General features: G+C 60.1%; 26 protein-coding genes. 13 read left to right on the top strand and 13 right to left on the bottom strand.

The window, feature by feature from the left end:
* Window positions 1-36 precede the first annotated feature (36 nt).
* From lolA to cysG, 5 genes are all read left to right on the top strand, one after another.
* Window positions 37-660 carry an outer membrane lipoprotein periplasmic chaperone LolA gene (gene lolA / locus ACA052_RS18710; RefSeq protein ID WP_497646218.1) on the top strand — a complete coding sequence of 208 codons (624 nt, stop codon included), beginning with the start codon at window positions 37-39 and terminating at the stop codon, window positions 658-660.
* A 148-nt stretch (window positions 661-808) separates the two neighbouring features.
* Complete coding sequence (locus ACA052_RS18705; RefSeq protein WP_027925133.1) at window positions 809-2,131, top strand: replication-associated recombination protein A; 1,323 nt, start codon at window positions 809-811, stop codon at window positions 2,129-2,131.
* Complete coding sequence (gene crcB / locus ACA052_RS18700) at window positions 2,131-2,505, top strand: fluoride efflux transporter CrcB (RefSeq protein ID WP_217830445.1); 375 nt, start codon at window positions 2,131-2,133, stop codon at window positions 2,503-2,505. Before ACA052_RS18705 ends, crcB begins: the two co-directional genes overlap by 1 nt.
* A gap of 16 nt (window positions 2,506-2,521) precedes the next feature.
* The gene (gene serS, locus ACA052_RS18695) at window positions 2,522-3,802 is read left to right on the top strand and encodes a serine--tRNA ligase (RefSeq protein WP_497646217.1); all 1,281 of its coding nucleotides are present in this window, start codon (window positions 2,522-2,524) and stop codon (window positions 3,800-3,802) included.
* Window positions 3,803-5,197: a siroheme synthase CysG gene (gene cysG / locus ACA052_RS18690; RefSeq protein ID WP_497646216.1), complete on the top strand. Its 1,395-nt coding sequence runs from the start codon at window positions 3,803-3,805 to the stop codon at window positions 5,195-5,197. It begins immediately after the preceding gene.
* A gap of 94 nt (window positions 5,198-5,291) precedes the next feature.
* Here cysG and ACA052_RS18685 read toward each other — a convergent pair whose 3' ends face one another.
* The 9 genes from ACA052_RS18685 to ACA052_RS18645 all read right to left on the bottom strand — a co-directional run bounded on the left by ACA052_RS18685 (window position 5,292) and on the right by ACA052_RS18645 (window position 10,274).
* Window positions 5,292-6,293: a glutathione S-transferase family protein gene (locus ACA052_RS18685; protein WP_497646215.1), complete on the bottom strand. Its 1,002-nt coding sequence runs from the start codon at window positions 6,291-6,293 to the stop codon at window positions 5,292-5,294.
* Between the two features lie 90 nt (window positions 6,294-6,383).
* A complete protein-coding gene (locus ACA052_RS18680) occupies window positions 6,384-7,385 on the bottom strand; it encodes a glycosyl transferase family protein (protein ID WP_497646214.1) in 1,002 nt (333 codons plus the stop codon).
* Window positions 7,382-7,717 (bottom strand): TusE/DsrC/DsvC family sulfur relay protein, encoded by a 336-nt coding sequence (locus ACA052_RS18675; RefSeq protein WP_497646213.1) that lies wholly within the window; start codon window positions 7,715-7,717, stop codon window positions 7,382-7,384. The genes ACA052_RS18680 and ACA052_RS18675 overlap by 4 nt, the downstream gene beginning before the upstream one ends.
* Window positions 7,714-8,007, bottom strand: coding sequence for a sulfurtransferase complex subunit TusB (tusB, locus tag ACA052_RS18670; RefSeq protein ID WP_497646212.1), 294 nt, complete (start codon window positions 8,005-8,007; stop codon window positions 7,714-7,716). The genes ACA052_RS18675 and tusB overlap by 4 nt, the downstream gene beginning before the upstream one ends.
* The gene (tusC, locus tag ACA052_RS18665; protein ID WP_497646211.1) at window positions 8,007-8,369 is read right to left on the bottom strand and encodes a sulfurtransferase complex subunit TusC; all 363 of its coding nucleotides are present in this window, start codon (window positions 8,367-8,369) and stop codon (window positions 8,007-8,009) included. Before tusC ends, tusB begins: the two co-directional genes overlap by 1 nt.
* Window position 8,370: 1 nt before the next feature.
* Complete coding sequence (gene tusD, locus ACA052_RS18660; protein WP_497650360.1) at window positions 8,371-8,763, bottom strand: sulfurtransferase complex subunit TusD; 393 nt, start codon at window positions 8,761-8,763, stop codon at window positions 8,371-8,373.
* Between the two features lie 179 nt (window positions 8,764-8,942).
* Window positions 8,943-9,647 (bottom strand): YoaK family protein, encoded by a 705-nt coding sequence (locus ACA052_RS18655; RefSeq protein WP_497646210.1) that lies wholly within the window; start codon window positions 9,645-9,647, stop codon window positions 8,943-8,945.
* Between the two features lie 28 nt (window positions 9,648-9,675).
* The gene (locus tag ACA052_RS18650; RefSeq protein WP_497646209.1) at window positions 9,676-10,005 is read right to left on the bottom strand and encodes a DUF6388 family protein; all 330 of its coding nucleotides are present in this window, start codon (window positions 10,003-10,005) and stop codon (window positions 9,676-9,678) included.
* A 20-nt stretch (window positions 10,006-10,025) separates the two neighbouring features.
* Window positions 10,026-10,274, bottom strand: a complete 249-nt coding sequence (locus ACA052_RS18645) for a hypothetical protein (protein WP_497646208.1) — start codon at window positions 10,272-10,274, stop codon at window positions 10,026-10,028.
* A gap of 162 nt (window positions 10,275-10,436) precedes the next feature.
* Between ACA052_RS18645 and ACA052_RS18640 the strand changes: the two genes are divergently transcribed.
* On the top strand, window positions 10,437-10,787 hold the full coding sequence (locus ACA052_RS18640) for a hypothetical protein (RefSeq protein ID WP_497646207.1): 351 nt from the start codon (window positions 10,437-10,439) through the stop codon (window positions 10,785-10,787).
* Between the two features lie 84 nt (window positions 10,788-10,871).
* Here the strand turns inward: ACA052_RS18640 and ACA052_RS18635 are convergent, their stop codons facing one another.
* Complete coding sequence (locus ACA052_RS18635) at window positions 10,872-11,300, bottom strand: GNAT family N-acetyltransferase (protein ID WP_497646206.1); 429 nt, start codon at window positions 11,298-11,300, stop codon at window positions 10,872-10,874.
* A gap of 154 nt (window positions 11,301-11,454) precedes the next feature.
* Here ACA052_RS18635 and ACA052_RS18630 point away from each other — a divergent pair, with 154 nt between their 5' ends.
* Both ACA052_RS18630 and ACA052_RS18625 read left to right on the top strand, forming a co-directional pair.
* Window positions 11,455-11,892, top strand: coding sequence for a hemerythrin domain-containing protein (locus tag ACA052_RS18630; RefSeq protein ID WP_497646205.1), 438 nt, complete (start codon window positions 11,455-11,457; stop codon window positions 11,890-11,892).
* 53 nt (window positions 11,893-11,945) lie between these two features.
* Window positions 11,946-12,533 (top strand): NUDIX domain-containing protein, encoded by a 588-nt coding sequence (locus ACA052_RS18625; protein WP_497646204.1) that lies wholly within the window; start codon window positions 11,946-11,948, stop codon window positions 12,531-12,533.
* A gap of 344 nt (window positions 12,534-12,877) precedes the next feature.
* Here ACA052_RS18625 and ACA052_RS18620 read toward each other — a convergent pair whose 3' ends face one another.
* Entirely contained in the window at window positions 12,878-13,390 is a 513-nt protein-coding gene (locus ACA052_RS18620) for a methylated-DNA--[protein]-cysteine S-methyltransferase (RefSeq protein ID WP_497646203.1), read from the bottom strand.
* A gap of 148 nt (window positions 13,391-13,538) precedes the next feature.
* On the opposite strand from ACA052_RS18620, the gene ggt reads away from it, so the two are divergent.
* Entirely contained in the window at window positions 13,539-15,266 is a 1,728-nt protein-coding gene (ggt, locus tag ACA052_RS18615) for a gamma-glutamyltransferase (protein ID WP_497646202.1), read from the top strand.
* 174 nt (window positions 15,267-15,440) lie between these two features.
* Window positions 15,441-15,971, top strand: coding sequence for a cysteine hydrolase family protein (locus ACA052_RS18610; RefSeq protein WP_497646201.1), 531 nt, complete (start codon window positions 15,441-15,443; stop codon window positions 15,969-15,971).
* Window positions 15,972-16,139: 168 nt separating this feature from the next.
* On the opposite strand, the gene ACA052_RS18605 is transcribed toward ACA052_RS18610, so the two are convergent.
* Window positions 16,140-16,448, bottom strand: a complete 309-nt coding sequence (locus ACA052_RS18605; RefSeq protein ID WP_497650359.1) for a TetR family transcriptional regulator C-terminal domain-containing protein — start codon at window positions 16,446-16,448, stop codon at window positions 16,140-16,142.
* A 47-nt stretch (window positions 16,449-16,495) separates the two neighbouring features.
* Window positions 16,496-16,744, bottom strand: coding sequence for a TetR/AcrR family transcriptional regulator (locus ACA052_RS18600; protein ID WP_497646200.1), 249 nt, complete (start codon window positions 16,742-16,744; stop codon window positions 16,496-16,498).
* 148 nt (window positions 16,745-16,892) lie between these two features.
* Between ACA052_RS18600 and ACA052_RS18595 the strand changes: the two genes are divergently transcribed.
* The 3 genes from ACA052_RS18595 to ACA052_RS18585 all read left to right on the top strand — a co-directional run bounded on the left by ACA052_RS18595 (window position 16,893) and on the right by ACA052_RS18585 (window position 21,850).
* The gene (locus ACA052_RS18595; RefSeq protein WP_497650358.1) at window positions 16,893-17,915 is read left to right on the top strand and encodes a helix-turn-helix transcriptional regulator; all 1,023 of its coding nucleotides are present in this window, start codon (window positions 16,893-16,895) and stop codon (window positions 17,913-17,915) included.
* 313 nt (window positions 17,916-18,228) lie between these two features.
* The gene (locus tag ACA052_RS18590) at window positions 18,229-20,088 is read left to right on the top strand and encodes an amidohydrolase (RefSeq protein WP_497646199.1); all 1,860 of its coding nucleotides are present in this window, start codon (window positions 18,229-18,231) and stop codon (window positions 20,086-20,088) included.
* Between the two features lie 19 nt (window positions 20,089-20,107).
* The gene (locus ACA052_RS18585; RefSeq protein WP_497646198.1) at window positions 20,108-21,850 is read left to right on the top strand and encodes an amidohydrolase; all 1,743 of its coding nucleotides are present in this window, start codon (window positions 20,108-20,110) and stop codon (window positions 21,848-21,850) included.
* Window positions 21,851-21,929 lie beyond the last annotated feature (79 nt).

The raw sequence follows: 21,929 nt of genomic DNA, 5'->3' as shown, positions 1-21,929 counted from the left end.
CTACCCGCTCTCCCCACGAATGTTAAGAGGACTCCCATGCGTCTTATCCGCATGCTGTTGCTGCCGGTACTGGCTTTGACCACGCTCCAGGCTAACGCCGATGACAAGGACGTGGCGCGTCTGACCCAACTGCTGGAAAAATCCCAGACCCTGACCGCGCGTTTCTCCCAGCTGACCCTCGACGGTAGCGGCACCCAGTTGCAGGAAACCGCCGGTCAGATGTCGCTGCAGCGTCCGGGCCTGTTCTACTGGCACACCGACGCACCGCAAGAGCAAACCGTGGTCTCCGACGGCAAGAAGGTGACGCTGTGGGACCCTGACCTGGAACAGGCCACGATCAAGACGCTCGACCTGCGTTTGAGTCAGACCCCGGCGCTGCTGCTGTCCGGTGATGTGTCCAAGATCAGCCAGAGCTTCGATATCAGCGCCAAGGAAGCCGGCGGCGTGATCGACTTCACCTTGAAGCCGAAAACCAAGGACACCCTCTTCGACAGCCTGCGCCTGTCGTTCCGTAACGGCCTGGTCAATGACATGCAACTGATCGACAGCGTCGGCCAGCGCACCAATATCCTGTTCACCGGTGTGAAGGCCAACGAGCCGATCCCGGCGTCCAAGTTCAAGTTCGACATCCCCAAGGGTGCCGACGTCATCCAGGAATAAAACGCAGAACCCTTGTAGGAGCGAGCTTGCTCGCGATGGTCGTCAACGATAACGATGGCCGCGCTGACACAGCGCGGCGTACTCAGGTTTTTCGCGAGCGAGCTCGCTCCTACAGGGTATGTAAAACCAGTGAGGTTTCATAAGAGTGATGGACCTGTTTCGCAGTGCCCCGATTGCTCAGCCCTTGGCCGCCCGCTTGCGTGCGGCCAATCTGGACGAGTACGTCGGTCAGGAACACCTGCTCGCTCGCGGCAAGCCTTTGCGCGAGGCGCTGGAGCAGGGTGCCCTGCACTCGATGATTTTCTGGGGCCCGCCGGGCGTGGGTAAGACCACCCTGGCGCGGTTGCTGGCGGAAGTCTCGGATGCGCACTTCGAGACGGTGTCGGCGGTATTGGCTGGCGTGAAGGAAATCCGTCAGGCCGTGGAAATCGCCAAGCAACAGGCCGGTCAGTACGGCAAGCGCACCATCCTGTTCGTCGATGAAGTGCACCGTTTCAACAAGTCGCAGCAGGATGCATTCCTGCCGTATGTCGAAGACGGCACGCTGATTTTCATCGGCGCGACCACCGAAAACCCCTCGTTCGAATTGAATAACGCCTTGCTCTCCCGGGCGCGCGTCTACGTGCTGAAAAGCCTCGACGAAGCGGCCCTGCGCAAACTGGTGCATCGCGCGCTGACCGAAGAACGTGGCTTGGGCAAGCGGCAACTGACCCTCAGCGATGAAGGCTTCCAGATGCTGTTGTCCGCCGCCGATGGCGATGGCCGGCGCCTGCTAAACCTATTGGAAAACGCCTCGGACCTCGCCGAAGACAACAGCGAAATCGGCGTCGATCTGCTGCAAAGCCTGCTGGGCGATACCCGTCGGCGGTTCGACAAGGGCGGCGAAGCGTTTTACGACCAGATTTCCGCGCTGCACAAATCGGTGCGTGGCTCCAATCCCGACGGCGCGTTGTACTGGTTCGCGCGAATGATCGACGGCGGTTGCGATCCGCTGTACCTGGCCCGACGCGTGGTGCGCATGGCCAGCGAAGACATCGGCAATGCCGACCCGCGCGCGCTGAGCCTGTGCCTGGCCGCGTGGGAAGTGCAAGAGCGCCTTGGCAGCCCCGAAGGCGAGCTGGCGGTGGCCCAAGCCATCACGTATCTGGCCTGCGCGCCGAAAAGCAACGCGGTCTATATGGGTTTCAAAGCTGCGATGCGCAGCGCCACCGAACACGGTTCTCTGGAAGTGCCGCTGCACCTGCGCAATGCGCCGACCAAGCTGATGAAGCAGCTCGGCTATGGCGACGAATACCGTTATGCCCACGATGAACCGGACGCCTACGCCGCTGGCGAAGACTATTTCCCGGAAGAACTCGAACCGCAGCCGTTCTATCAACCGGTGCCACGTGGCCTGGAATTGAAGATCGGCGAGAAGCTCAATCACCTCGCACAACTTGACCGTCTAAGCCCCCGGCAGCGGAGAAAATAGTGATTCCTTTGATCGTTGCGGTTTCCGTCGGCGGGATTGCCGGCACACTGTTGCGCTTTGCCACCGGTAATTGGGTCAACGCAAATTGGCCACGGCACTTCTATACCGCTACGCTGGCCGTTAATATCGTGGGCTGTTTGCTGATCGGCGTTCTATACGGCCTGTTTTTGATACGCCCGGAAGTGCCGATTGAGGTGCGTGCCGGGTTGATGGTCGGCTTCCTCGGGGGGCTGACCACTTTTTCATCCTTTTCACTGGATACGGTGCGCCTGCTGGAAAGCGGGCAAGTGCCGCTGGCCCTGGGCTATGCGGCGATCAGCGTATTCGGCGGGCTGCTCGCCACCTGGGCTGGCCTATCCTTGACCAAACTTTGATAAACGAGAGACCGACATGCTCGATTCCAAACTGTTACGTAGCAACCTTCAGGACGTAGCGGACCGCTTGGCATCCCGTGGCTTTGCCCTGGATGTTGCGCGCATCGAAGCGCTGGAAGAACAGCGCAAGACCGTCCAGACCCGCACCGAAGCACTGCAGGCTGAGCGTAATGCGCGTTCCAAATCCATCGGTCAGGCCAAGCAGCGCGGCGAAGACATCGCGCCGTTGATGGCGGATGTCGAGCGCATGGCCAACGAGTTGGGCGCCGGTAAAGTCGAGCTGGACGGGATCCAGACCGATCTGGACTCGATCCTGCTCGGCATTCCAAACCTGCCGCACGAATCGGTGCCGGTCGGTAAAGATGAAGAAGACAACGTCGAAGTGCGCCGCTGGGGCACCCCGGCTGCGTTCGATTTCCCGGTTCAGGACCACGTTGCGCTGGGCGAGAAATTCGGCTGGCTGGACTTCGAAACCGCGGCCAAACTGTCCGGCGCGCGTTTTGCCCTGCTGCGCGGCCCGATCGCGCGTATGCACCGCGCCCTGGCACAGTTCATGATCAACCTGCACACCAGCGAACACGGTTACGAAGAGGCCTACACGCCTTACCTGGTTCAAGCGCCGGCGCTGCAAGGCACCGGTCAACTGCCGAAATTCGAAGAAGACCTGTTCAAGATCGCGCGCGAAGGCGAAGCCGACCTGTACCTGATCCCGACCGCTGAAGTGTCGCTGACCAACATCGTGGCTGGTGAGATCGTCGATTCGAAACTGCTGCCGATCAAGTTCGTCGCCCACACGCCGTGCTTCCGCAGTGAAGCCGGTGCGTCGGGTCGCGATACGCGCGGCATGATTCGCCAGCACCAGTTCGACAAGGTCGAGATGGTCCAGATCGTTGAGCCGTCGACCTCGATGGAAGCGCTGGAAGGCCTGACTGCCAACGCCGAGAAAGTCCTGCAATTGCTGGAACTGCCTTATCGCACGATTGCCCTGTGCACCGGTGACATGGGCTTCAGCGCGGTCAAGACCTACGACCTGGAGGTGTGGATTCCGAGCCAGGACAAGTACCGCGAGATTTCGTCGTGCTCCAACTGCGGCGATTTCCAGGCCCGTCGTATGCAAGCGCGTTTCCGTAACCCCGAAACCGGCAAGCCTGAACTGGTTCACACCCTGAACGGTTCGGGTCTGGCGGTCGGTCGTACCCTGGTTGCCGTGCTGGAAAACTACCAGCAGGCCGACGGTTCGATCCGTGTGCCTGAGGTGCTGAAACCGTACATGGGTGGCCTTGAGGTCATCGGCTAAATGGACTATCTGCCGCTGTTTCATAACCTTCGCGGCAGTCGTGTGTTGGTCGTCGGTGGGGGGGAAATTGCCTTGCGCAAATCCCGCCTGCTGGCCGAAGCCGGTGCGCTGCTGCGGGTGGTCGCGCCTGAAATAGAACCGCAACTGCGTGAACTGGTGGCCGGCAGCGGTGGCGAGTGCCTGTTGCGGGGCTACGTCGAAGCGGATCTGGACGGTTGCGGGCTGATCATCGCCGCCACCGACGATGAACCGCTGAACGCACAGGTGTCTGCCGATGCTCATCGGCGTTGCGTGCCGGTCAATGTGGTGGATGCGCCCGCGTTGTGCAGCGTGATTTTCCCGGCCATCGTCGACCGTTCTCCCTTGATTATTGCAGTGTCCAGCGGCGGCGATGCACCGGTGCTGGCGCGGCTGATCCGCGCCAAGATCGAAACCTGGATTCCTTCCACCTACGGGCAATTGGCTGGTCTGGCGGCGCGTTTTCGCAACCAGGTCAAAGGACTGTTCCCGGATGTGCAACAGCGTCGGGCGTTCTGGGAAGATGTGTTCCAGGGCCCGATTGCCGACCGGCAACTGGCCGGGCAGGGCGCCGAAGCCGAGCGTCTGCTGCAGGCAAAAATTGATGGCGAAGCGCCGGTGACGACTGGCGAGGTGTATCTGGTGGGCGCAGGGCCGGGTGACCCGGACCTGCTGACCTTCCGTGCCCTGCGCCTGATGCAACAAGCCGATGTGGTGCTGTATGACCGCTTGGTGGCGCCGGCGATTCTGGAATTATGCCGACGCGATGCCGAGCGGGTTTACGTCGGCAAGCGTCGCGCCGATCACGCAGTGCCGCAGGATCAGATCAACCAGCAATTGGTGGACCTGGCCAAACAGGGCAAGCGCGTGGTGCGGTTGAAGGGCGGCGATCCGTTCATCTTCGGGCGTGGCGGTGAGGAGATTGAAGAACTGGCGGCCCATGGCATCCCGTTCCAGGTCGTGCCGGGCATCACGGCGGCCAGCGGTTGTGCGGCGTATGCCGGGATTCCGCTGACCCATCGCGATTACGCGCAGTCGGTGCGGTTTGTCACGGGGCACCTGAAGGATGGCTCTACCGATTTGCCGTGGGCCGACCTGGTCGCGCCGGCACAAACCCTGGTGTTTTACATGGGGCTGGTGGGCTTGCCGATCATCTGCGAACAGTTGATCAAGCATGGTCGAGGGGCGGATACCCCGGCGGCGTTGATTCAGCAGGGCACCACCGTTAATCAGCGGGTGTTTACCGGCACGTTGGCGGACCTTCCGCGGCTGGTGGCGGAGCATGAAGTGCATGCGCCGACGCTGGTGATCGTTGGGGAAGTGGTGCAGTTGCGCGAAAAACTGGCGTGGTTTGAAGGCGCCCAATCACAAGTCTGATGTGTCTGTTGGAAAAAGATCGCAGCCTCCGGCAGCTCCTACAGGATTGCACGATCCCCCTGTAGGAGCTGCCGAAGGCTGCGATCTTTTGATCTTAACTTCTGCGCCAAACCCCTTTCCCGCTCAACCGCGCCCGATCGTGCGCCACAGTGAAGTCCTGCGCCGGTCCTTTCGGCACCACCCCCGTCGGGTTGATGGTCTTGTGACTGCCGTAATAGTGATTCTTGATGTGCTCTAAACTCACCGTCTCGGCAATCCCCGGCCACTGATAAATCTCCCGTAGCCAGTTCGACAGATTCGGATAATCGGCAATCCGCCGCAGGTTGCACTTGAAGTGCCCGTGGTACACCGCGTCAAAACGAATGATCGTGGTGAACAGCCGAATATCCGCCTCGGTCAGGTATTCGCCCACCAGATAACGATTGGCGCCGAGCAGCGTTTCCAGTCGATCCAGTTCCGCAAACAAACCATCGAACGCTTCTTCATAAGCCATCTGCGACGTGGCAAATCCGGCGCGATACACGCCGTTGTTCACGGCCGGATAAATCCGTTCGTTCAACGCATCGATTTCGCTGCGCAGGGGTTCCGGGTAGAAGTCCAGGTCATTGCCCGTCAGGTCATCAAAGGCGCTGTTGAACATGCGGATGATCTCCGCCGATTCGTTGCTGACGATGCGATTCTGCTGCTTGTCCCAGAGCACCGGCACGGTCACGCGGCCGGTGTAGTCGGCCGTATCGGCGGTGTAGCGCTGGTGCATGAAGTTGAAGTGATCGAGTTTGTCGCCGGTGGAGCCAAGGCTCTGGTCGAACGTCCAGCCGTTTTCCAGCATCAGCCAACTGACCACCGAGACGTCGATCAGGTTTTCGAGGCCTTTGAGCTTGCGCAAGATCAGCGTGCGGTGCGCCCACGGACAGGCGAGTGATACGTAGAGATGATAGCGCCCGGCTTCGGCTGCAAAACCACCGACACCGCTCGGGCCCGGCTTGCCGTCAGCGGTCACCCAGTGGCGACGTTGCGCCTGTTCGCGTTGGAACGCGCCGTCCTTGCTGCTTTCGTACCACTGGTCATGCCAGCGACCTTCAACTAACAAACCCATGTTCAAGACTCCTCAACCGATAAGCGTTGGAGAGAAGTCTATTCCCATAGGTTCGATAAAATAGCGCAAAGGTTGGGCGTTGATGATCGATTAAATCGATCTGTCTCGCGCGTCCCAGTAGTGCCGGGCCGTTTCGAAGGCTTGCTCGCGAGTCTGGCCGAGGCCGCGCAAGGCCAGGGCCATGGTCGCGATCAGGGCCATTTGCGGGTAGCTGTCGACCACGTCACCGCGCCATACGGCTTTCATGTGCTCGGGGTCGAGCGAGGCGGGTTTGACGTGGCGCTGGCTCGACAGCTGCGGCCATTCCTCATCCCAGCTTTCACCGCCGGTGGTGCCGTACAAGTGACTGTCGGCATCCGGGTTGATCTCGATCTCGCCGCCGTCGCCCTTGACCACAATGGCGGTGTCGCCGAGCAAGCCACTGGCATCGCGATGCACAGCCTGGTAGCCGGGATGGAAAATGCTTTGCAGGCCGCAGCGCGCGCGCAGTGGATTGAGAATGCGTGTCAGGGAATGGATCGGTGAACGCAAGCCCAAGGTATTGCGCAGATCGATCATGCGCTGGAGTTGAGGGGCCCAGTCCACCAGCGGCATGAACGCCAGGCCGCCGTTATCGAGCGCAGCCCCGACCTGTTGCCAGTTGCGACACAGCGGGATGCTCAGCTGATCCAGCAATTGCTCGCTGTACAACCGGCCGGCCGTGTGTGCGCCACCGCCGTGCATGAAAATCCGCACGCCGTTCTGCGCCAGGCACTTGGCTGCCAGCAGATACCACGGCAGATGACGCTTCTTGCCGGCATACGTCGGCCAGTCCAGGTCAACATTCAGGGTCGGGGCCTGCAGGCGTTCGCGCAAGGCTTCGGTGAACCCGGCCATTTCCTCGGCGCTTTCTTCCTTGTGCCGCAGCAGCATCAGAAACGCACCGAGCTGCGTGTCCTCGACCTTGTCGTCGAGCACCATGCCCATGGCGACCCGGGCTTCTTCGCGAGTCAGGTCGCGGGCACCCCGTTTGCCTTTGCCGAGGATCCGCACGAACTGGGCGAATGGATGTTCGGCAGGCGTTTGCAGGGTCAGCGCTGGGTAGTCGGTCATAAGCAATTCGTCGGTTTGGGCAGGCCCGCCAGTTTCGCGGCGAGTTTGGCAGGGGTGCCTTTGAACAGTCGGTTCAGGTGCAGGCTGTTACCTTTTAGCGGGCCGAGCTTGATGGCGGTGTACTTGATCAACGGGCGAGTTGCCGGGGACAGCTGGAATTCGGCGTAGAAACTGCGCAGCAGTTCGAGGATTTCCCAATGTTCAGGGCTCAACTCGATGTCTTCGGCGGCGGCGAGGGCGGCGGCCACGTCGTTGGACCAGTCGCCGAGGTCGACCAGGAAACCGTCTTTGTCCAGCTCAATGGCGCGTGCGCCGACTGTCAGGGAATTCATAGCCAACTGTTGACCTTGTCGTAGTGAATCGACAGCTCGACGAAGGCCGGATAGTCGATGGCCTTGGCCGTGTCAGGAATCGCCAGGGCGCGAGCCTGGGCGTCTTCGGCCAACACGAACAACGTCGGGTTGCGGGTGTTCAGCGCAGAGCGCGGCGTGGTGCCGGGTTGCAACGCATACACCGCGTCGCCCGTCAGCAACAGCGCATCGTTGGGACCGATCACACGCAGGCAACTGGTCAGGCGGTCGTCGCCGAATGGGGAATGAGACAACACATGCAAAGTCGACATCAGAGGGTGATCACCTGGTCGTAACGGTCAATGAGTGCGTTGATTTCGTCAGCGGCCAGCACCTGGGCTTCCTCAAGGGACAAACCGCTCGGGTCCAGACCGCGTTCAATGGCGCTGTCGCCACAAACGAACAGGTCTTCGACACCGAACATCGGCAAGGCTTGCAGGTTGGCGCTCAGGTCTTTCTGCTGCAGGGCCTTGGCGTCCTGTTTCGCCGCGAGCTGGAACACGCCGTCATCGAGAAACAGCAGGCCGATTGGCAGGTCGAAAGCGCCGCCGGCCAAGACGATGTCCAGCGCTTCCCGCGCATTTGGCCCGGACCACGGCGCCTGGCGGCTGATGATCAGCAAGGATTTAGGCATGTCACGCGCCCCCAAAACAGATCAGGCGGTCAGCGTCTTGAACCGCGTCATGCAACTGGCCGAGGCCGGACAGCTCCCAAGGTGCGTCAACCGCCACGGCGTCACGCTGATAGCGCTTGGCTTCTTCTTCATTGAGCACGCCACGGCGCAGGGCGGCGGCGATGCAGACGACGCCGTCCAGCTGGTGCTCGGCGACGAACGTGCGCCATTGCTTGGGCAAGTCCTGCTCGTCCTGAGGCGTGACCACGCTGCCGGAGGCGTTATAAACGCCGTCCTGGTAGAAAAACAGCCGGACAATCTCATGCCCGCCGGCCAGCGCGGCCTGGGCGAACAGCAAGGCGCGGCGCGAGGAGGGCGCATGAGCGGCGGAAAACAGCGCGATGGCGAACTTCATGACGGACTCGATCAGCAAAACTGCGGCCATGATAATGCTTTATCGACGGGGCGGCGAAGGGCGTTTGCCATCAATCCACCTGTAGGAGCTGCCGAAGGCTGCGATCTTTTGATCTTGTTTTTTAAAAAGCAAAGTCAAAGGATCGCAGCCTGCGGCAGCTCCTACAGTGAATCAAGGGCTCAGCGCGGCATGTAGCCCAACTGCCAACGCCTTGGGATTTTCAGCGACAGCAGGCCCAGCACGCCGGCCAGCAAACCGCTGACGAACAGCGCCTTGAGCCCGAGCTGATGCTCCAGAAGAGCGCCAAGCACCGCGCCGGCAAACATCCCGGTCCACGGAATCAACTGGACCCGCCAGCCATTGCGTCGCTCGCCAAGCAACCAGCGCCCCAGCCCACGGCCGAAGCGCGACAGGGCGCCGGTGACGTAGGTCAGGCCAACGGGCAGGCCGTTCACCTCTTCCACGGCGGCATTGAGCATGCCCATGGCGATGATCGCCGCCAGTAACGCTGGCAATTGTTCGTCATACGGCCAGGCCGCGGCGGCACACAGCAGCATCGCGATACACAACAACAAGGGCAACGCGCGACGGCCACCGAGGCGGCTGACGACGATGCCCAAGGCGTTGCCGACGATGAACGTGGCCACTAGGATCAGCAGGCGCAGGGTCAGCCCGAGATCGCCGTCGCTGATCGCCACGGCCAGGCGCGTGGTGTTGCCGCTCATGAACGAAACGAAATCGCCACTGGCCATGAAGCCGATGGCGTCGGTCATGCCGGCGAGCACCGAGAGGCTGGCGACCAGCGACAGGCCGATGCGGCCGCGCCATTTCTGGGTGTGCAGATGACCCGGACTGGCGCGGTGACTGGAGGGTGAAGGCAGCATCGGTGGAGGCATCCTTGAGCAGCGACGGTTACTTGCCTAATCCATATAACTCGCAATATTCCAGCCAGTCCATGCCGGCCATCTCGGCCACTTCCTTGTGCACTTCCATACGCTGGGCCAGATAGTCCTCGGCGGTGGCCGCCGTCAATTGCAGCGTCAATTCCCAGGCAAACAAGCCCAGACGCTCGGCCTCCGCTTCGAAGGCTTCATGCAGGCGCTCGTCGCGATACTGCGCCGGGGTTTCGCCCTTGGCCTGTGCCATCAGCGGGTTGAGGTTGTCGAGTTCGTGGCGCAGTTCCGGGCGCTCATCGAGAAATTTTGTCAGCGCCTGTTCGTGTTGCTGTTCGGTTGCCGCCATGGTCGCTCCTTGAAAACGGGTTACGAATTCTGCTTCTTGCTGGCCTTGGCCGCAGCGGCCAGGCACTCGAGGGCAAACTGCTCGGGGTAAGTCATTTGGATCGGCGTCGTTTCGCCCTTGACGGTTCTTTCGCCATCGAGGATGTAACGAATCCGCTTGTCGGTGACGCCGATTCGCTTGGCGATCCAGGAAGGCGTCTGACCGATCTGGCTGATGAGCTTGTCGGCGTATTCAGCGGTCGGTTTGTAAAACTCGGCGTTGGGTGTCATGGCCTTTCCAGAAAAATGAGCCCGGGACAATGGGCGATAGGGCGTTAATAGCGCGACAGGGTGCGCGAATCGTCACGCGGTGTCGCGGTATAAATGAAGTAAAGCAGAACGATACGCCGTGCCACGGTGATACAGTCCGCTTTTTATTGATGAGCGAACGCAATGCGAATTCTGATGGTGGCGCTGGCCGTGACGTTGCTGGCGGGATGTGCTGGCTCGGTGATGGACGATGCCCGCACGCGAACCCCGTACAAAACCCTGAACTCGGACAAGCCGGAAAAAGATGTTGCCCAGTGCGTGCAGTTTTCCTGGCAGGACGAGGCCGTGTTTGGTGTCGATGCAGGGGCGTATCTGCAACCGGGCAAGAAGGGTGGTTCCACGGTTTATACGCGTTCGGCAGAGTCTTTTGTCGATGTGACCACCGACGCCTCGGGCACGGTGCTGAGTTACTACGCGCAGCATGATGACTTCGTCGCCAAGCGCCGATTGGCGGCCCTGGCGACCTGCCTGTAAAAAGGCCAAAAGATCGCAGCCTGCGGCAGCTCCTACAGAAATTTGCGAACCTGTAGGAGCTGCCGAAGGCTGCGATCTTTTGCCTTAAACGTTAATCAGGCGCTTCTGGAAAAAGAAGCGCTTGTGGCCCGGCGGGTAGTCACTGATCTGGCCCAGCTCGCTGTACCCGAGCTTCTTGTAGAACTCCGGCGCCTGAAACTCGAAGGTGTCCAGCCAGATCCCGATGCATTCCTTCTCCAGCGCTTGGTCTTCGGCCATCTGCATCAACTTCGAGCCGATGCCCTGTCCCCGACCCTGTTCCGGCACCGAGAGCAGTTCGACGTACAACCATTGATAAAAAAACCGGCCATACAGACCGCCGAGAATCTCGTCGTTGTTGTCGCGGACCAGCAAGGCAATTGGCTCTGCGATAGAGACACCGGCCTTAGCGGCGTTATAGGCGCGCAATGGCAAGAGCAGCGCCTGCCTCTCGTCCTCCGTGGGGTTTTGCGATTGTTCGATTCGCAAGTTCATCAGCTCAATCCTTATGGCTAAGAGGGGTGCAGCGGCCTCAAGCGTAACGCGCGACCAAGGGATTGTTCCAGCCCCTTGAGTGGAACCGTCGCTTGCGTGCAGCTGTCTAGCCTTTAGAGCGTCATTCCAGAACGCGGACGATGAGGGTACCCCCGTGAACATTTTTGAAGCACTGCGCGAAAGCCATGACCGCCAACGCTCTTACGCCGAAGCGCTGATCCGGACCAGTGGCGACACCCCGGAACGGGTCGAGGCCTACAAACAACTGAAGTCCGAACTCCAGGCCCACGAAACGGCCGAAGAACGGCACTTTTACATCCCGTTGATGGAATTCGATAACGGCGTCGACCTCAGCCGCCATGCGATTTCCGAACATCATGAAATGGACGAGATGATGGAAGAACTCGATAAGACCGAGATGTCCAGCCCAGCCTGGCTGGCGACCGCGAAGAAGCTGTCGGAGAAGGTTCATCACCACCTGAAGGAGGAAGAGCAGAAGTTCTTCCAGATGGCCGGAAAATTGCTCGACGACAAGCAGAAAGAGACACTCGCGGGGCAGTATGTGAAGGAATACGAGGCTCAACTTTCCTGAACGCATTTTTCCCTTACTATGCGGGTCTTCTGACGAAATAAGGATGCGTTGTCATGTCGAACACAGCCGAGCGGGTCAACATCATCGAATCCCAGGTGTTGTCCCACGACTGGTATTTGCTCAAGAAAATTACCTTCGACTACCAACGCAACAACGGCGAATGGCAACGCCAGACCCGCGAGGTTTACGACCGTGGCAATGGCGCGGCCATTTTGCTGTTCAATCGGGAACAGAAAACGGTCGTGCTGACCCGACAATTCAGATTGCCGGTGTTCGTCAACGGTCACGATGGTTTGCTGATCGAAGTGGCGGCGGGGTTGCTCGAAGGGGCAGCACCCGAAGAGCGCATCCGCGATGAGGCGGAGGAGGAGACCGGTTACCGCGTGCACCATGTGCAGAAGGTGTTCGAGGCCTACATGAGCCCGGGCTCAGTGACGGAAAAGCTGCATTTTTTCGTCGCGCAATACGACGCCGCTTCAAAGGTCAGCGACGGTGGCGGGCTCGAGGAAGAAACCGAAGAACTGGAAGTGCTGGAGTGGGCCTTCGACGACGCGCTTGAGGCGTTCTATCGCGGTGAAATCTGCGACGCGAAGACCATCATGCTGCTGCAATACGCCGCAATGAAAAACCTCTTCGCCTGAACGCGATCCCTGGCGATGACAAACCTCTTCGCCTGAACGCGATCCCTGGCGATGACAAACCTCTTCGCCTGAACGCGATCCCTGGCGATGACAAACCTCTTCGCCTGAATGCGGTCCCTGGCGATGATAAACCTCTTCGCCTGAATGCGATCCCTGGCGATGACAAACCTCTTCGCCTGAATGCGGTCCCTGGCGATGACAAACCTCTTCGCCTAAATGCGGTCCCTGTAGGAGCTGCCGAAGGCTGCGATCTTTTGATCTTTTGATCTTTTGATCTTTAGCGTCTTCAAATCCGATGAAAATCAAGATCAAAAGATCGCAGCCTGCGGCAGCTCCTACAAAGATCAAAAGCCTTCGAGGCGGCCTGTTTCGCCTGGTTGCCCGCCTTCCAGCGTGAGCAATAGCTGCTTCGCCTCCAGTCCCCCGGCAAACCCCGTCAACTTCCCCGACGCGCCAATCACCCGATGGCACGGTGCAACAATCGAAATCGGATTTTTGCCATTCGCCGCGCCCACGGCCCTGACCGCAGTGGGATTACCGATCTGCCGGGCAATCTCGCTATAGCTGCGGGTCTCGCCAAACGGAATGGTCAGCAGCGCCTCCCAGACTCTTTTCTGAAAGTCCGTGCCGGAAAAATCCAGCTCCAGCTCAAAACGATCACGCGTCCCAGCGAAGTATTCCTGCAACTGCTGCGTGGCGCGCACGAGGATCGGCTGGTCTGGCGCTTTGTTCATCGGCCCTAGTCGCACCCGGTTCGGTTTGTCGTTTTCCCAGAGGATGGCCGCCAGTCTTGAACCGTTCGCGACCAGCGTCAATTCGCCGACCGGGGAGGCCATGGTGGTGAAGGTGTAACTCATCGGCGCGTACTCCAAAAACCACTAAACAGGTGGCAAGCATACTGCCTCGACGGGGAGGCGCAATGCGCAATCCCAGCCATACTTGCTTCTGCTGTTGAAGCGCTTTCTCTGTTTTTTACAGAGCCTAAAAACAAAAAGAGACCGACTCATGAAGTTCGAACCTTTTGCCAAATCGCTGATTGCGACCTCATTGGCGCTCAGTTGCCTCAGCACTTACGCGGCCTCGGTGGCGCCGGTCGCCGCCGAAAACGGCATGGTCGTCACTGCCCAGCATCTGGCCAGTCATGTCGGCGTCGATGTGCTCAAGAACGGTGGCAACGCCGTCGATGCCGCCGTCGCGGTGGGTTATGCGCTGGCGGTGGTGTATCCCGCGGCGGGCAACCTGGGGGGTGGTGGTTTCATGACCATTCAGCTGGCCGACGGGCGTAAAACCTTCCTCGATTTCCGCGAAAAGGCACCGCTGGCCGCCACCGCCAACATGTACCTCGACAAGGAGGGCAACGTCGTTCCAGACCTGAGCACGCGTGGCCATCTGGCCGTCGGCGTGCCAGGCACCGTGTCCGGCATGGAGCTGGCGCTGTCGAAATACGGCACCAAGCCGCGCAAGGATGTGATCGCGCCAGCCATCAAGCTCGCCGAAGACGGCTTTGAGCTGGAACAAGGCGATGTCGATTTGCTGGATTACGCCACCGACGTGTTCAAGAAGGACATCAAGGATTCCGGCGCGATCTTCCTGAGCAACGGCGAGCCAATGCAGGTCGGGCAAAAACTGGTGCAGAAAGACCTTGGCAAAACCCTGCGGGAAATCTCCGAGAAGGGCGCCGACGGCTTCTATAAAGGCTGGGTCGCGGACGCCATTGTCACCTCCAGCCAGGCCAACAAGGGCATCATCACCCAGGCTGACCTCGACAAATACAAGACCCGCGAACTGGCGCCGATCGAGTGCGATTATCGGGGTTACCACGTAGTCTCGGCACCGCCGCCAAGCTCCGGTGGGGTCGTGATCTGCGAGATCATGAACATCCTCGATGGCTATCCGATGAAAGACCTGGGTTACCACTCGGCCCAAGGCATGCATTATCAAATCGAGGCGATGCGCCACGCGTACGTGGACCGCAACAGCTACCTCGGCGACCCGGATTTCGTGAAAAATCCGATCGCGCATCTGCTGGACAAAAACTACGCCGCCAAATTGCGCACCGCCATCGACCCGAAAAAGGCCGGTGTGTCCCGCGAGATCAAGCCCGGCGTAGCGCCGCATGAAGGCAGCAACACCACCCATTACTCCATCGTCGATAAATGGGGCAACGCGGTGTCGGTGACCTACACCCTGAACGACTGGTTCGGCGCCGGCGTCATGGCCAGCAAAACCGGGGTTATCCTCAACGATGAAATGGACGACTTCACCTCGAAAATCGGCGTGCCGAACATGTACGGCCTCGTGCAAGGCGAGGCCAACGCCATCGCGCCCGGCAAGGCACCGTTGTCGTCCATGAGCCCGACCATCGTCACCAAGGATGGCAAGGTCGTGATGGTCGTCGGCACCCCCGGCGGCAGCCGCATCATCACCGCCACGTTGCTGACCATGCTCAATGTGATCGACTACGGGATGAACATCCAGGAAGCAGTCGATGCCCCGCGTTTCCACCAGCAGTGGTTGCCGGAAGAAACCAACCTGGAAACCTTTACCACCAGCCCGGATACGGTGAAGATCCTCGAAAGCTGGGGCCACAAGTTTGCCGGGCCGCAGGACGCCAACCATGTGGCGGCGATTCTCGTCGGGGCACCTTCGCTGGAAGGCAAACCGGTGGGCAAGAACCGCTTCTATGGGGCGAACGATCCACGGCGTAATACCGGGTTGTCGCTGGGCTACTGAGGCAGATCCAAGGCCATCGACCCTGTAGGAGCTGCCGCAGGTTGCGATCTTTTGATCTTTGTTTTTGACGCTAAAGATCAAAAGATCGCAGCCTGCGGCAGCTCCTACACGTTAAATGGGGAACGGATTCGACATCTGTTTCCGATCTATCGACCGATCAAGGAAGGAACTCCTATGGCTACCGCACTGCTGATCATCGACGTTCAACGCGCCTTGTGCGCTGGCGAATATGAATGCTTTGAGATCCAAGGCGTTATCGAGAACATCAACGGACTGAGCGCCAGGGCCCGTAATGCCGACATCCCCGTCATTTTCATCCAGCATGAAGAGGGCGACCTGCTGAAACACGGTTGCGAAGGCTGGCAACTGGCCGAAGGGCTGGACACTTCACCGCAAGACCTGCGTGTGCGCAAAACCGCTCCGGATTCGTTCTACCAGACAAGCCTGCGGCAAGTGCTGCAAAAGCGGAATATCGATCGTCTGATCATCTGCGGCCTGCAGACTGATTATTGCGTCAACGCCACCGTTCGCCAGGCCCTGTCACTGGGTTATGACGTGGTGCTGGCAGCCGATGCCCACTCTACCGTCGACAACGGCAACATGCCTGCCGATGACATTATCGCCGAGCACAACAAGGATTTGGCGCACTTGACCGGTTCTGTGGCACGTATCGATGTCATACCCGCCAGAAAAATCACAATCTGAAATCACCAAAACTGTAGGAGCGAGCTTGCTCGCGATGCACCTCAACGATGACGCATTTTTTCTGAATTAACGCGCCGCTCTTGTGTTCATCGCGAGCAACCTACAGATAGGCATTCGTGTGACAGGCATTTTGGGTCTGACCGTGCTCGGGCGCGGCCCCAAACGTTCTCAAGGGGCAAACAACAAGCCCCTTTTCGCCTCCACAACCGTCGCCGCAGCCATTGCATAATCCGCATACTGCAGCGTCTGCCGCCCGGTGATGTGCGCCATCTGCCACCCAAGATTGGTGTACGTCCGGGTCGCTGACCAGATGAACAACATCAAATGTTCGGGATCCACCGGCGCCAACATTCCCCGATCAATCCAGCTGCGCAAACATTCGACATTGCGCTGGGCCTCGCCGAACAACAGGTCGCGGCACTCCTCAGGCAATTGCCTGGCCCCCAACAACAACTCGCCACTGAACACCTTCGCAATGTGCGGATGTTCCCGGGCAATGCGAATCCGCGCGTCAATGTTCGCCCTTATCCCAGCAACGGATCGTCGCTCTCGCGCAGGACCGCCGACGCTTCCAGCAGCGGCTCGACAAAGCCGAGCAGGACTTTGGCGTAGAGGTTCTCCTTGCTCTGGAAGTAGTCATAGAGATTCGCCTTCGGCACCCCTGCGCGCGCCGCGATGTCCCGGGTCTGGGTGACATCGAAACCTTTGGCGGCGAACTCTGCGCTGGCTGCAGCCAGAATGAGGTGCTGATTGTGCTGACGAATGCGGCTCATGAGGATGTCTTGGGGATTTGAGCTGTGAAATATACAAAACTATATAGCGACAGAGCCAGCCTCGTTGCTGCCGCAGCGCTCTGGACGCCGGTGCCCCGCCTATGTCATCGTCGAAATAATACGCCGTGTAGCAAACAGGATCAGCGCGATGGAGGAGGGGAATGAAGTCGACGTCAATACGTCGATGGCAACGCTGAAGGCGTTCAATCGTTGTGTTTTGCACTTGGGAAGGCTGGCTCGCGATCGCGGTGCCTCCCAATTCATCGCCGACGGCCTGCATGCATTCAGCCAACTGGTGCCCTTCGCTTCAGCCTGGTGGGGCGAGATGTCACCGGCGGACGCCACTGCACCCGCTCAAAGCTGGATGCACGGGCGAATCAATCTGCCCGAATCGTTTGCTGTCGAATGGCACAAGGTGGCGGTCAACGACAGATTTTCCCATGAGACCTTGAGCCAACTCGGGGAAGTCGTGCGCGACAGTGGGTTTACCGACCCCTGCGAGGAGGTGAACGATTTCGCACGGCGGCACGACCTCTACCATCTGATGTGCATCACCTTCGAACTGCCTGAAAGCGGCCTGGTGTTCTTTGTCTGTCTTTACCGCGGTCTTCACGCATCGGCATTCAACGACAGCGAGTCCGGTTTGTTTTCAGCCTTCTGCGATCACCTGTTGCAGCTGTGGCGATTCCAGGTGCAGGACATGATCCGGATCGACACGGGCAATGGCGCGACAGACTTCGGCGTTGCGCGCATGGATGGCAGCTTGCTGTACGTGGGGGCTAGCGTGTGTGCCGCCATTCAGCGCGAGTTCCCGGGGTGGAGCGGTTCGATGCTGCCCGTCGAGGTGATCGCGCAACTGCCAAAAGCGCCCAGCGTGATGCGCCTGGGTCGCTGCGCACTGACCCTGACCCCGAACGCCGACCACGTCATCCTCTCCCTCGAAGCGCAATCGCGCGGAGCGGTGCTCGCACCACGGGAACGCACGGCCGCGATGCTGTTCGCGGCCGGTCATTCCTACAAGGAAATCGCCAAAATCCTCGCCTTGAGTCCCGCGACAGTGCGCACTTATTTGCGTAATTGCTATTTGCAGCTGGGCGTCAAAAGCAAGGTGGAACTGGGCTCGGCCCTACGTTCGCCGACCTCGCTTGCGGACAGTGCACGCCGCGATTAATCCCCGCTGTAACGCGGTCTGTAGCAGCTGGCGAAGCCTGCGTCCGGCTGCGCAGCAGTCGTAAACCCGGAGCGCCCAGTGAATCTGACACACCGCATCGTCTGGTTTTACGACTGCTGCGCAGCCGAACGCAGCCTTCGGCAGCTGCTACACGTTATGCGTTGAAGCGTCACCACCAGTATTTGTCTTACCCCTCCTCATTTGCGGAGGTCCGTACTTCTGCTGCGCTCTATATCGTGTGCCCTGCATATCAAGGGCTTGCACGGCAGTCTGTTCGGGCCACTTCAAAACTATAAAAACAGGGGTGAGGCAGTTGAAATTGTCCAGGCTATTTGTTGCCGTTGCAGCGACAACCGCATTTTCCGGCGTGGCGTTGGTGGGGTGTCAGACCCAGGGTTCGACGGGCGCTGACATGGTCATGCGCAACGGCTACGTCTACACCGTCGACGGGCAGAATTCGGTGCAGCAGGCGATTGCTGTAACCGCGGGCAAGATCGTCTACGTCGGCAGCGATGAGGGCGTTGCCGCCTACATCGGTACGCAGACTCAACAGATCGATCTGGCCGGGCGCATGCTGATGCCGGGCTTCATCGACGCGCACATGCACCCGGGGGACGGCGGTCGCGCCATGACCCTGTGCGACCTGAAATACCAGACGATGACGCGCAAGGTGTTCCAGCAAACCATCCAGGCCTGCCTGGATGCCGACAAGGACAAGGGCCCCGATGTGTGGCTGGAAGTGGGCAGCTGGGATCGCATGGGCATGGACGGACTCGATGGCGACCCGGACAAATCGACCCTCGATGCACTCAAGACCCAGCGTCCGATCCAGGTCCGTTCCACCGACTTCCATACCGTGTTGACCAACTCTCGCGGCCTGGCTGTCGCGGGCATCAACAAGCACACGCCCAACCCCGGTGATGGCAAGTACGCCCGTGACAGCGCCGGCAACCCGACCGGTATTTGCGAAGACGGTGCGGCGGAGTCCATGGCCGCCGTGGTGCCGCCCGCCACCGATGCCGAGAAGCTGAACCAGACCCGCGCGGCGCTCGACGCGATGCGCCAGCAGGGTATCACCAGTTTCTTCGATGCCTTGTCGGGACCTGAAAACGGTAAAGCCTTCACCACCCTGCAGCAATCGGGCGAGCTGACCGCCCGGGCGTTGCTGGCGATCAAACTGGACCCGGCCGCCGCCGCGGCGGACCCGGTGAAAACCATCGCCGAGGCCAAGGCATTGGCCGACACCTATGACCAGGGCGAAGCCAAACCCGCGCCGGGTGTGAGCATGCGCCACGTTAAATTGTTCATGGACGGCATCATCAATGCGCCGGCCGATACGGGGGCCATGTTGACGCCGTACCTGCACAATTCCGGCACCGATAAGGCGCCGAAGTGGACGCCAGGCAAAAACCTCGGTGAGCTGTATTTCCCGTCGCAAGTCCTCAATCCTTTGCTGATGCAAGCTGTCCAGGCTGGCCTCGATCCGCACCTGCACGCCACCGGTGAGCGGGCGGTGCGTGATTCACTGGACAGCATTGAATACGTGCGCCGGCAACTGCCCGGCAATGGGTTCCGTCCCGCCATCGCTCACGCCGAGTCGGTGGCCCCGGCTGACTATGCGCGCTTCAAGGCGCTTGATGTGACCGCCACCATGTCCTTCCAGTGGGCTCAGCAGGCGCCGTCCACGGTCGATGGCACCAGCGATCATCTGGGTGCCGATCGTTTTTCCCGCATGGAACCCTCGGGCAGCATCGCGGATGCCGGCGGCCGTGTGGCCTATGGCAGTGACTGGCCGGTCGATCCGCTGGATGAATTCCTGGCGCTGAAAATCGGTGTGACCCGTTCGGGCGATCCGCTGAACCCGCACAGCTATGGCCCCAAGTACGCCGGACGTCTGAACAATGACCCAGCGCTGTCGCGCAGTGAAGTGTTGCGCACCATCACCCTGAACGCCGCCGAACAGCTGAAGTTGGAGAAGGTGCTCGGTTCGGTCGAAGTGGGCAAGTTTGCCGACTTGATCGTCCTCGACAAAAACTTCATGCAGGTGCCTGAGGACGAGTTGGGCCGAAATAATGTGCTGCTGACCGTGGTGGGCGGCAAGGTCGTCTGGGCCAAGGCCCCGTTCGTTGGCCTGCAAACGACTCAGGCATCCCTCTCCCAAACAGCTCAATAAAAAACAAGAGAGCGTTCCGATGCAGCGATTTATTCCAAACCTGTTGGCCGCCGCGCTGGCGTTTGCTTCGATGCAAGCCATGGCCGCCGCCGATCTGGTATTGCTCAACGGCAAGGTGTTCACCGCCGAGCCCGGTCAAGGCCTGGTGCAAGCGGTGGCGGTGCAAGACGGCAAGATTCTCAAAGTGGGCAGCAATGCCGAAATCAATGCCCTGGCCGACGCCCGGACCCAGCGTATCGACCTGGCCGGCAAGGTGTTGATGCCGGGGATGATTGATACCCATAGCCACCCGGTGGTGGCGGCTTTCGACAGCATGGGGGCCAATCTTCTGGACGAAGAAAAACCCTTGCCGGAACTTGAGCAATGGATCATCGAGCAGGATCAGGCGGGCCGTGCGCGGGCCGGTGATGTGATCAGCATCGCCGGGGTGAGCTCGGCTTATTGGGACAAAAGCCGCGAACTGGGCCAGCGTTTCAATCAAGGACGTTGGGCCGACCAACCGCTGGTGCTGAGCGGGATTGACGGTCACACCGGCTGGGCCAACAACGCCATGCTCAAGCGCCTGAAGATCGACGCCGCGCTGGTCAAGGGCCTGCCGGAAAATGAGCAAAGCTATGTCGGCCACGAGGCGGATTTCACGCCCAATGGCTATTTCGCCGAATCACGCTGGGATCAGGTTCGTAGCCAGATTCCGGCGCCCAGTGACGAGACCATGCTCAAGGCGGCGCGCGAGGCGGTGAAGGTCAACAACCAGTATGGCGTCACTGCCTGGATGGACGCCGCGGCGAATGCCGGTAATGAAGATTCACTGTTCGATTTCACCGCCACCGAACAGAGTGTCGGCGTCCTGCCGCTGTACCGTGAACTGGCCGAGAAGGGCGAGCTCAGTGCCCACGTCGCGGCGCTACTGGTCACCAACCCGAAAAGTAAACCGGCCGACCTCGAAGTACTGGCCACGGTGATGAAAAAATTCGCCGGCGTGCCCAACCTCACGTTCCCCGGCATCAAGGTATTTGCCGACGGTATTCTGGAGTTTCCAGGGCAGACCGCTGCGGTGATTGTGCCGTTCAAGAACAGCCATAAAAACGGTCAGTTGCTGATCGACCCGGCGCATTTTGGCGAGCTGGTGGTGGCGGCGGAAAAGCGCGGCTGGATCGTGCACATGCACGCCGTCGGCGACCGAGCCGTGCGTGAATCGCTCAATGGTGTTGCCTATGCGCGCAAGCTCAATCCGACCCCCGTGGCGCACAGCATCGCCCACTTGCAATTGGTCAATCCAAAGGAATTTCCACGCTTCAAACAGCTGGGTGTGATTGCCTCCATGCAGCTGCTGTGGGCTACCGGTGAGACGTACACCGTGGAATTGGTCAAGCCGTACATCAGCGCGTTTGCCTATGGCTATCAATACCCCGCCAAGTCCCTGCATAACGCCGGCGCGGTCATCGCTGGTGGCAGCGACTGGCCGGTGTCCAGCCCCAATCCATGGAACGCCATTGCGCAGGCCAGCACGCGCAAAGGGCCGCTGGGCGTGCTGAATGCCAAGGAAAGCATTGATCGCCAAACCATGTTCTATGCCTACACCCTCAATGCCGCCAAAGCCCTGCGACTGGAGCAGCAAATTGGCTCGCTGGCCCCCGGCAAGCAAGCCGACCTGATCATCCTCGACCGCGACGTGTTCAAGGTCAGCGACGATGAGCTGTTCGAGACCAAAGTCCTGAAAACCTACTTCGCCGGCAAAGAGGTCTACGCGCCCGCGTCCTGACGTCCAGCCCGACCGCAGTACCCAAAAACAATGCCCGGCTCCTCGTTCCGCGAGGGGCTCGGCATCGCTATGCCCGCCA

Source organism: Pseudomonas sp. LBUM1644 (genome assembly GCF_059716195.1).
Note: the sequence above shows the minus strand (reverse complement) of the source record. Positions and strands in the feature narration are given on the sequence as shown.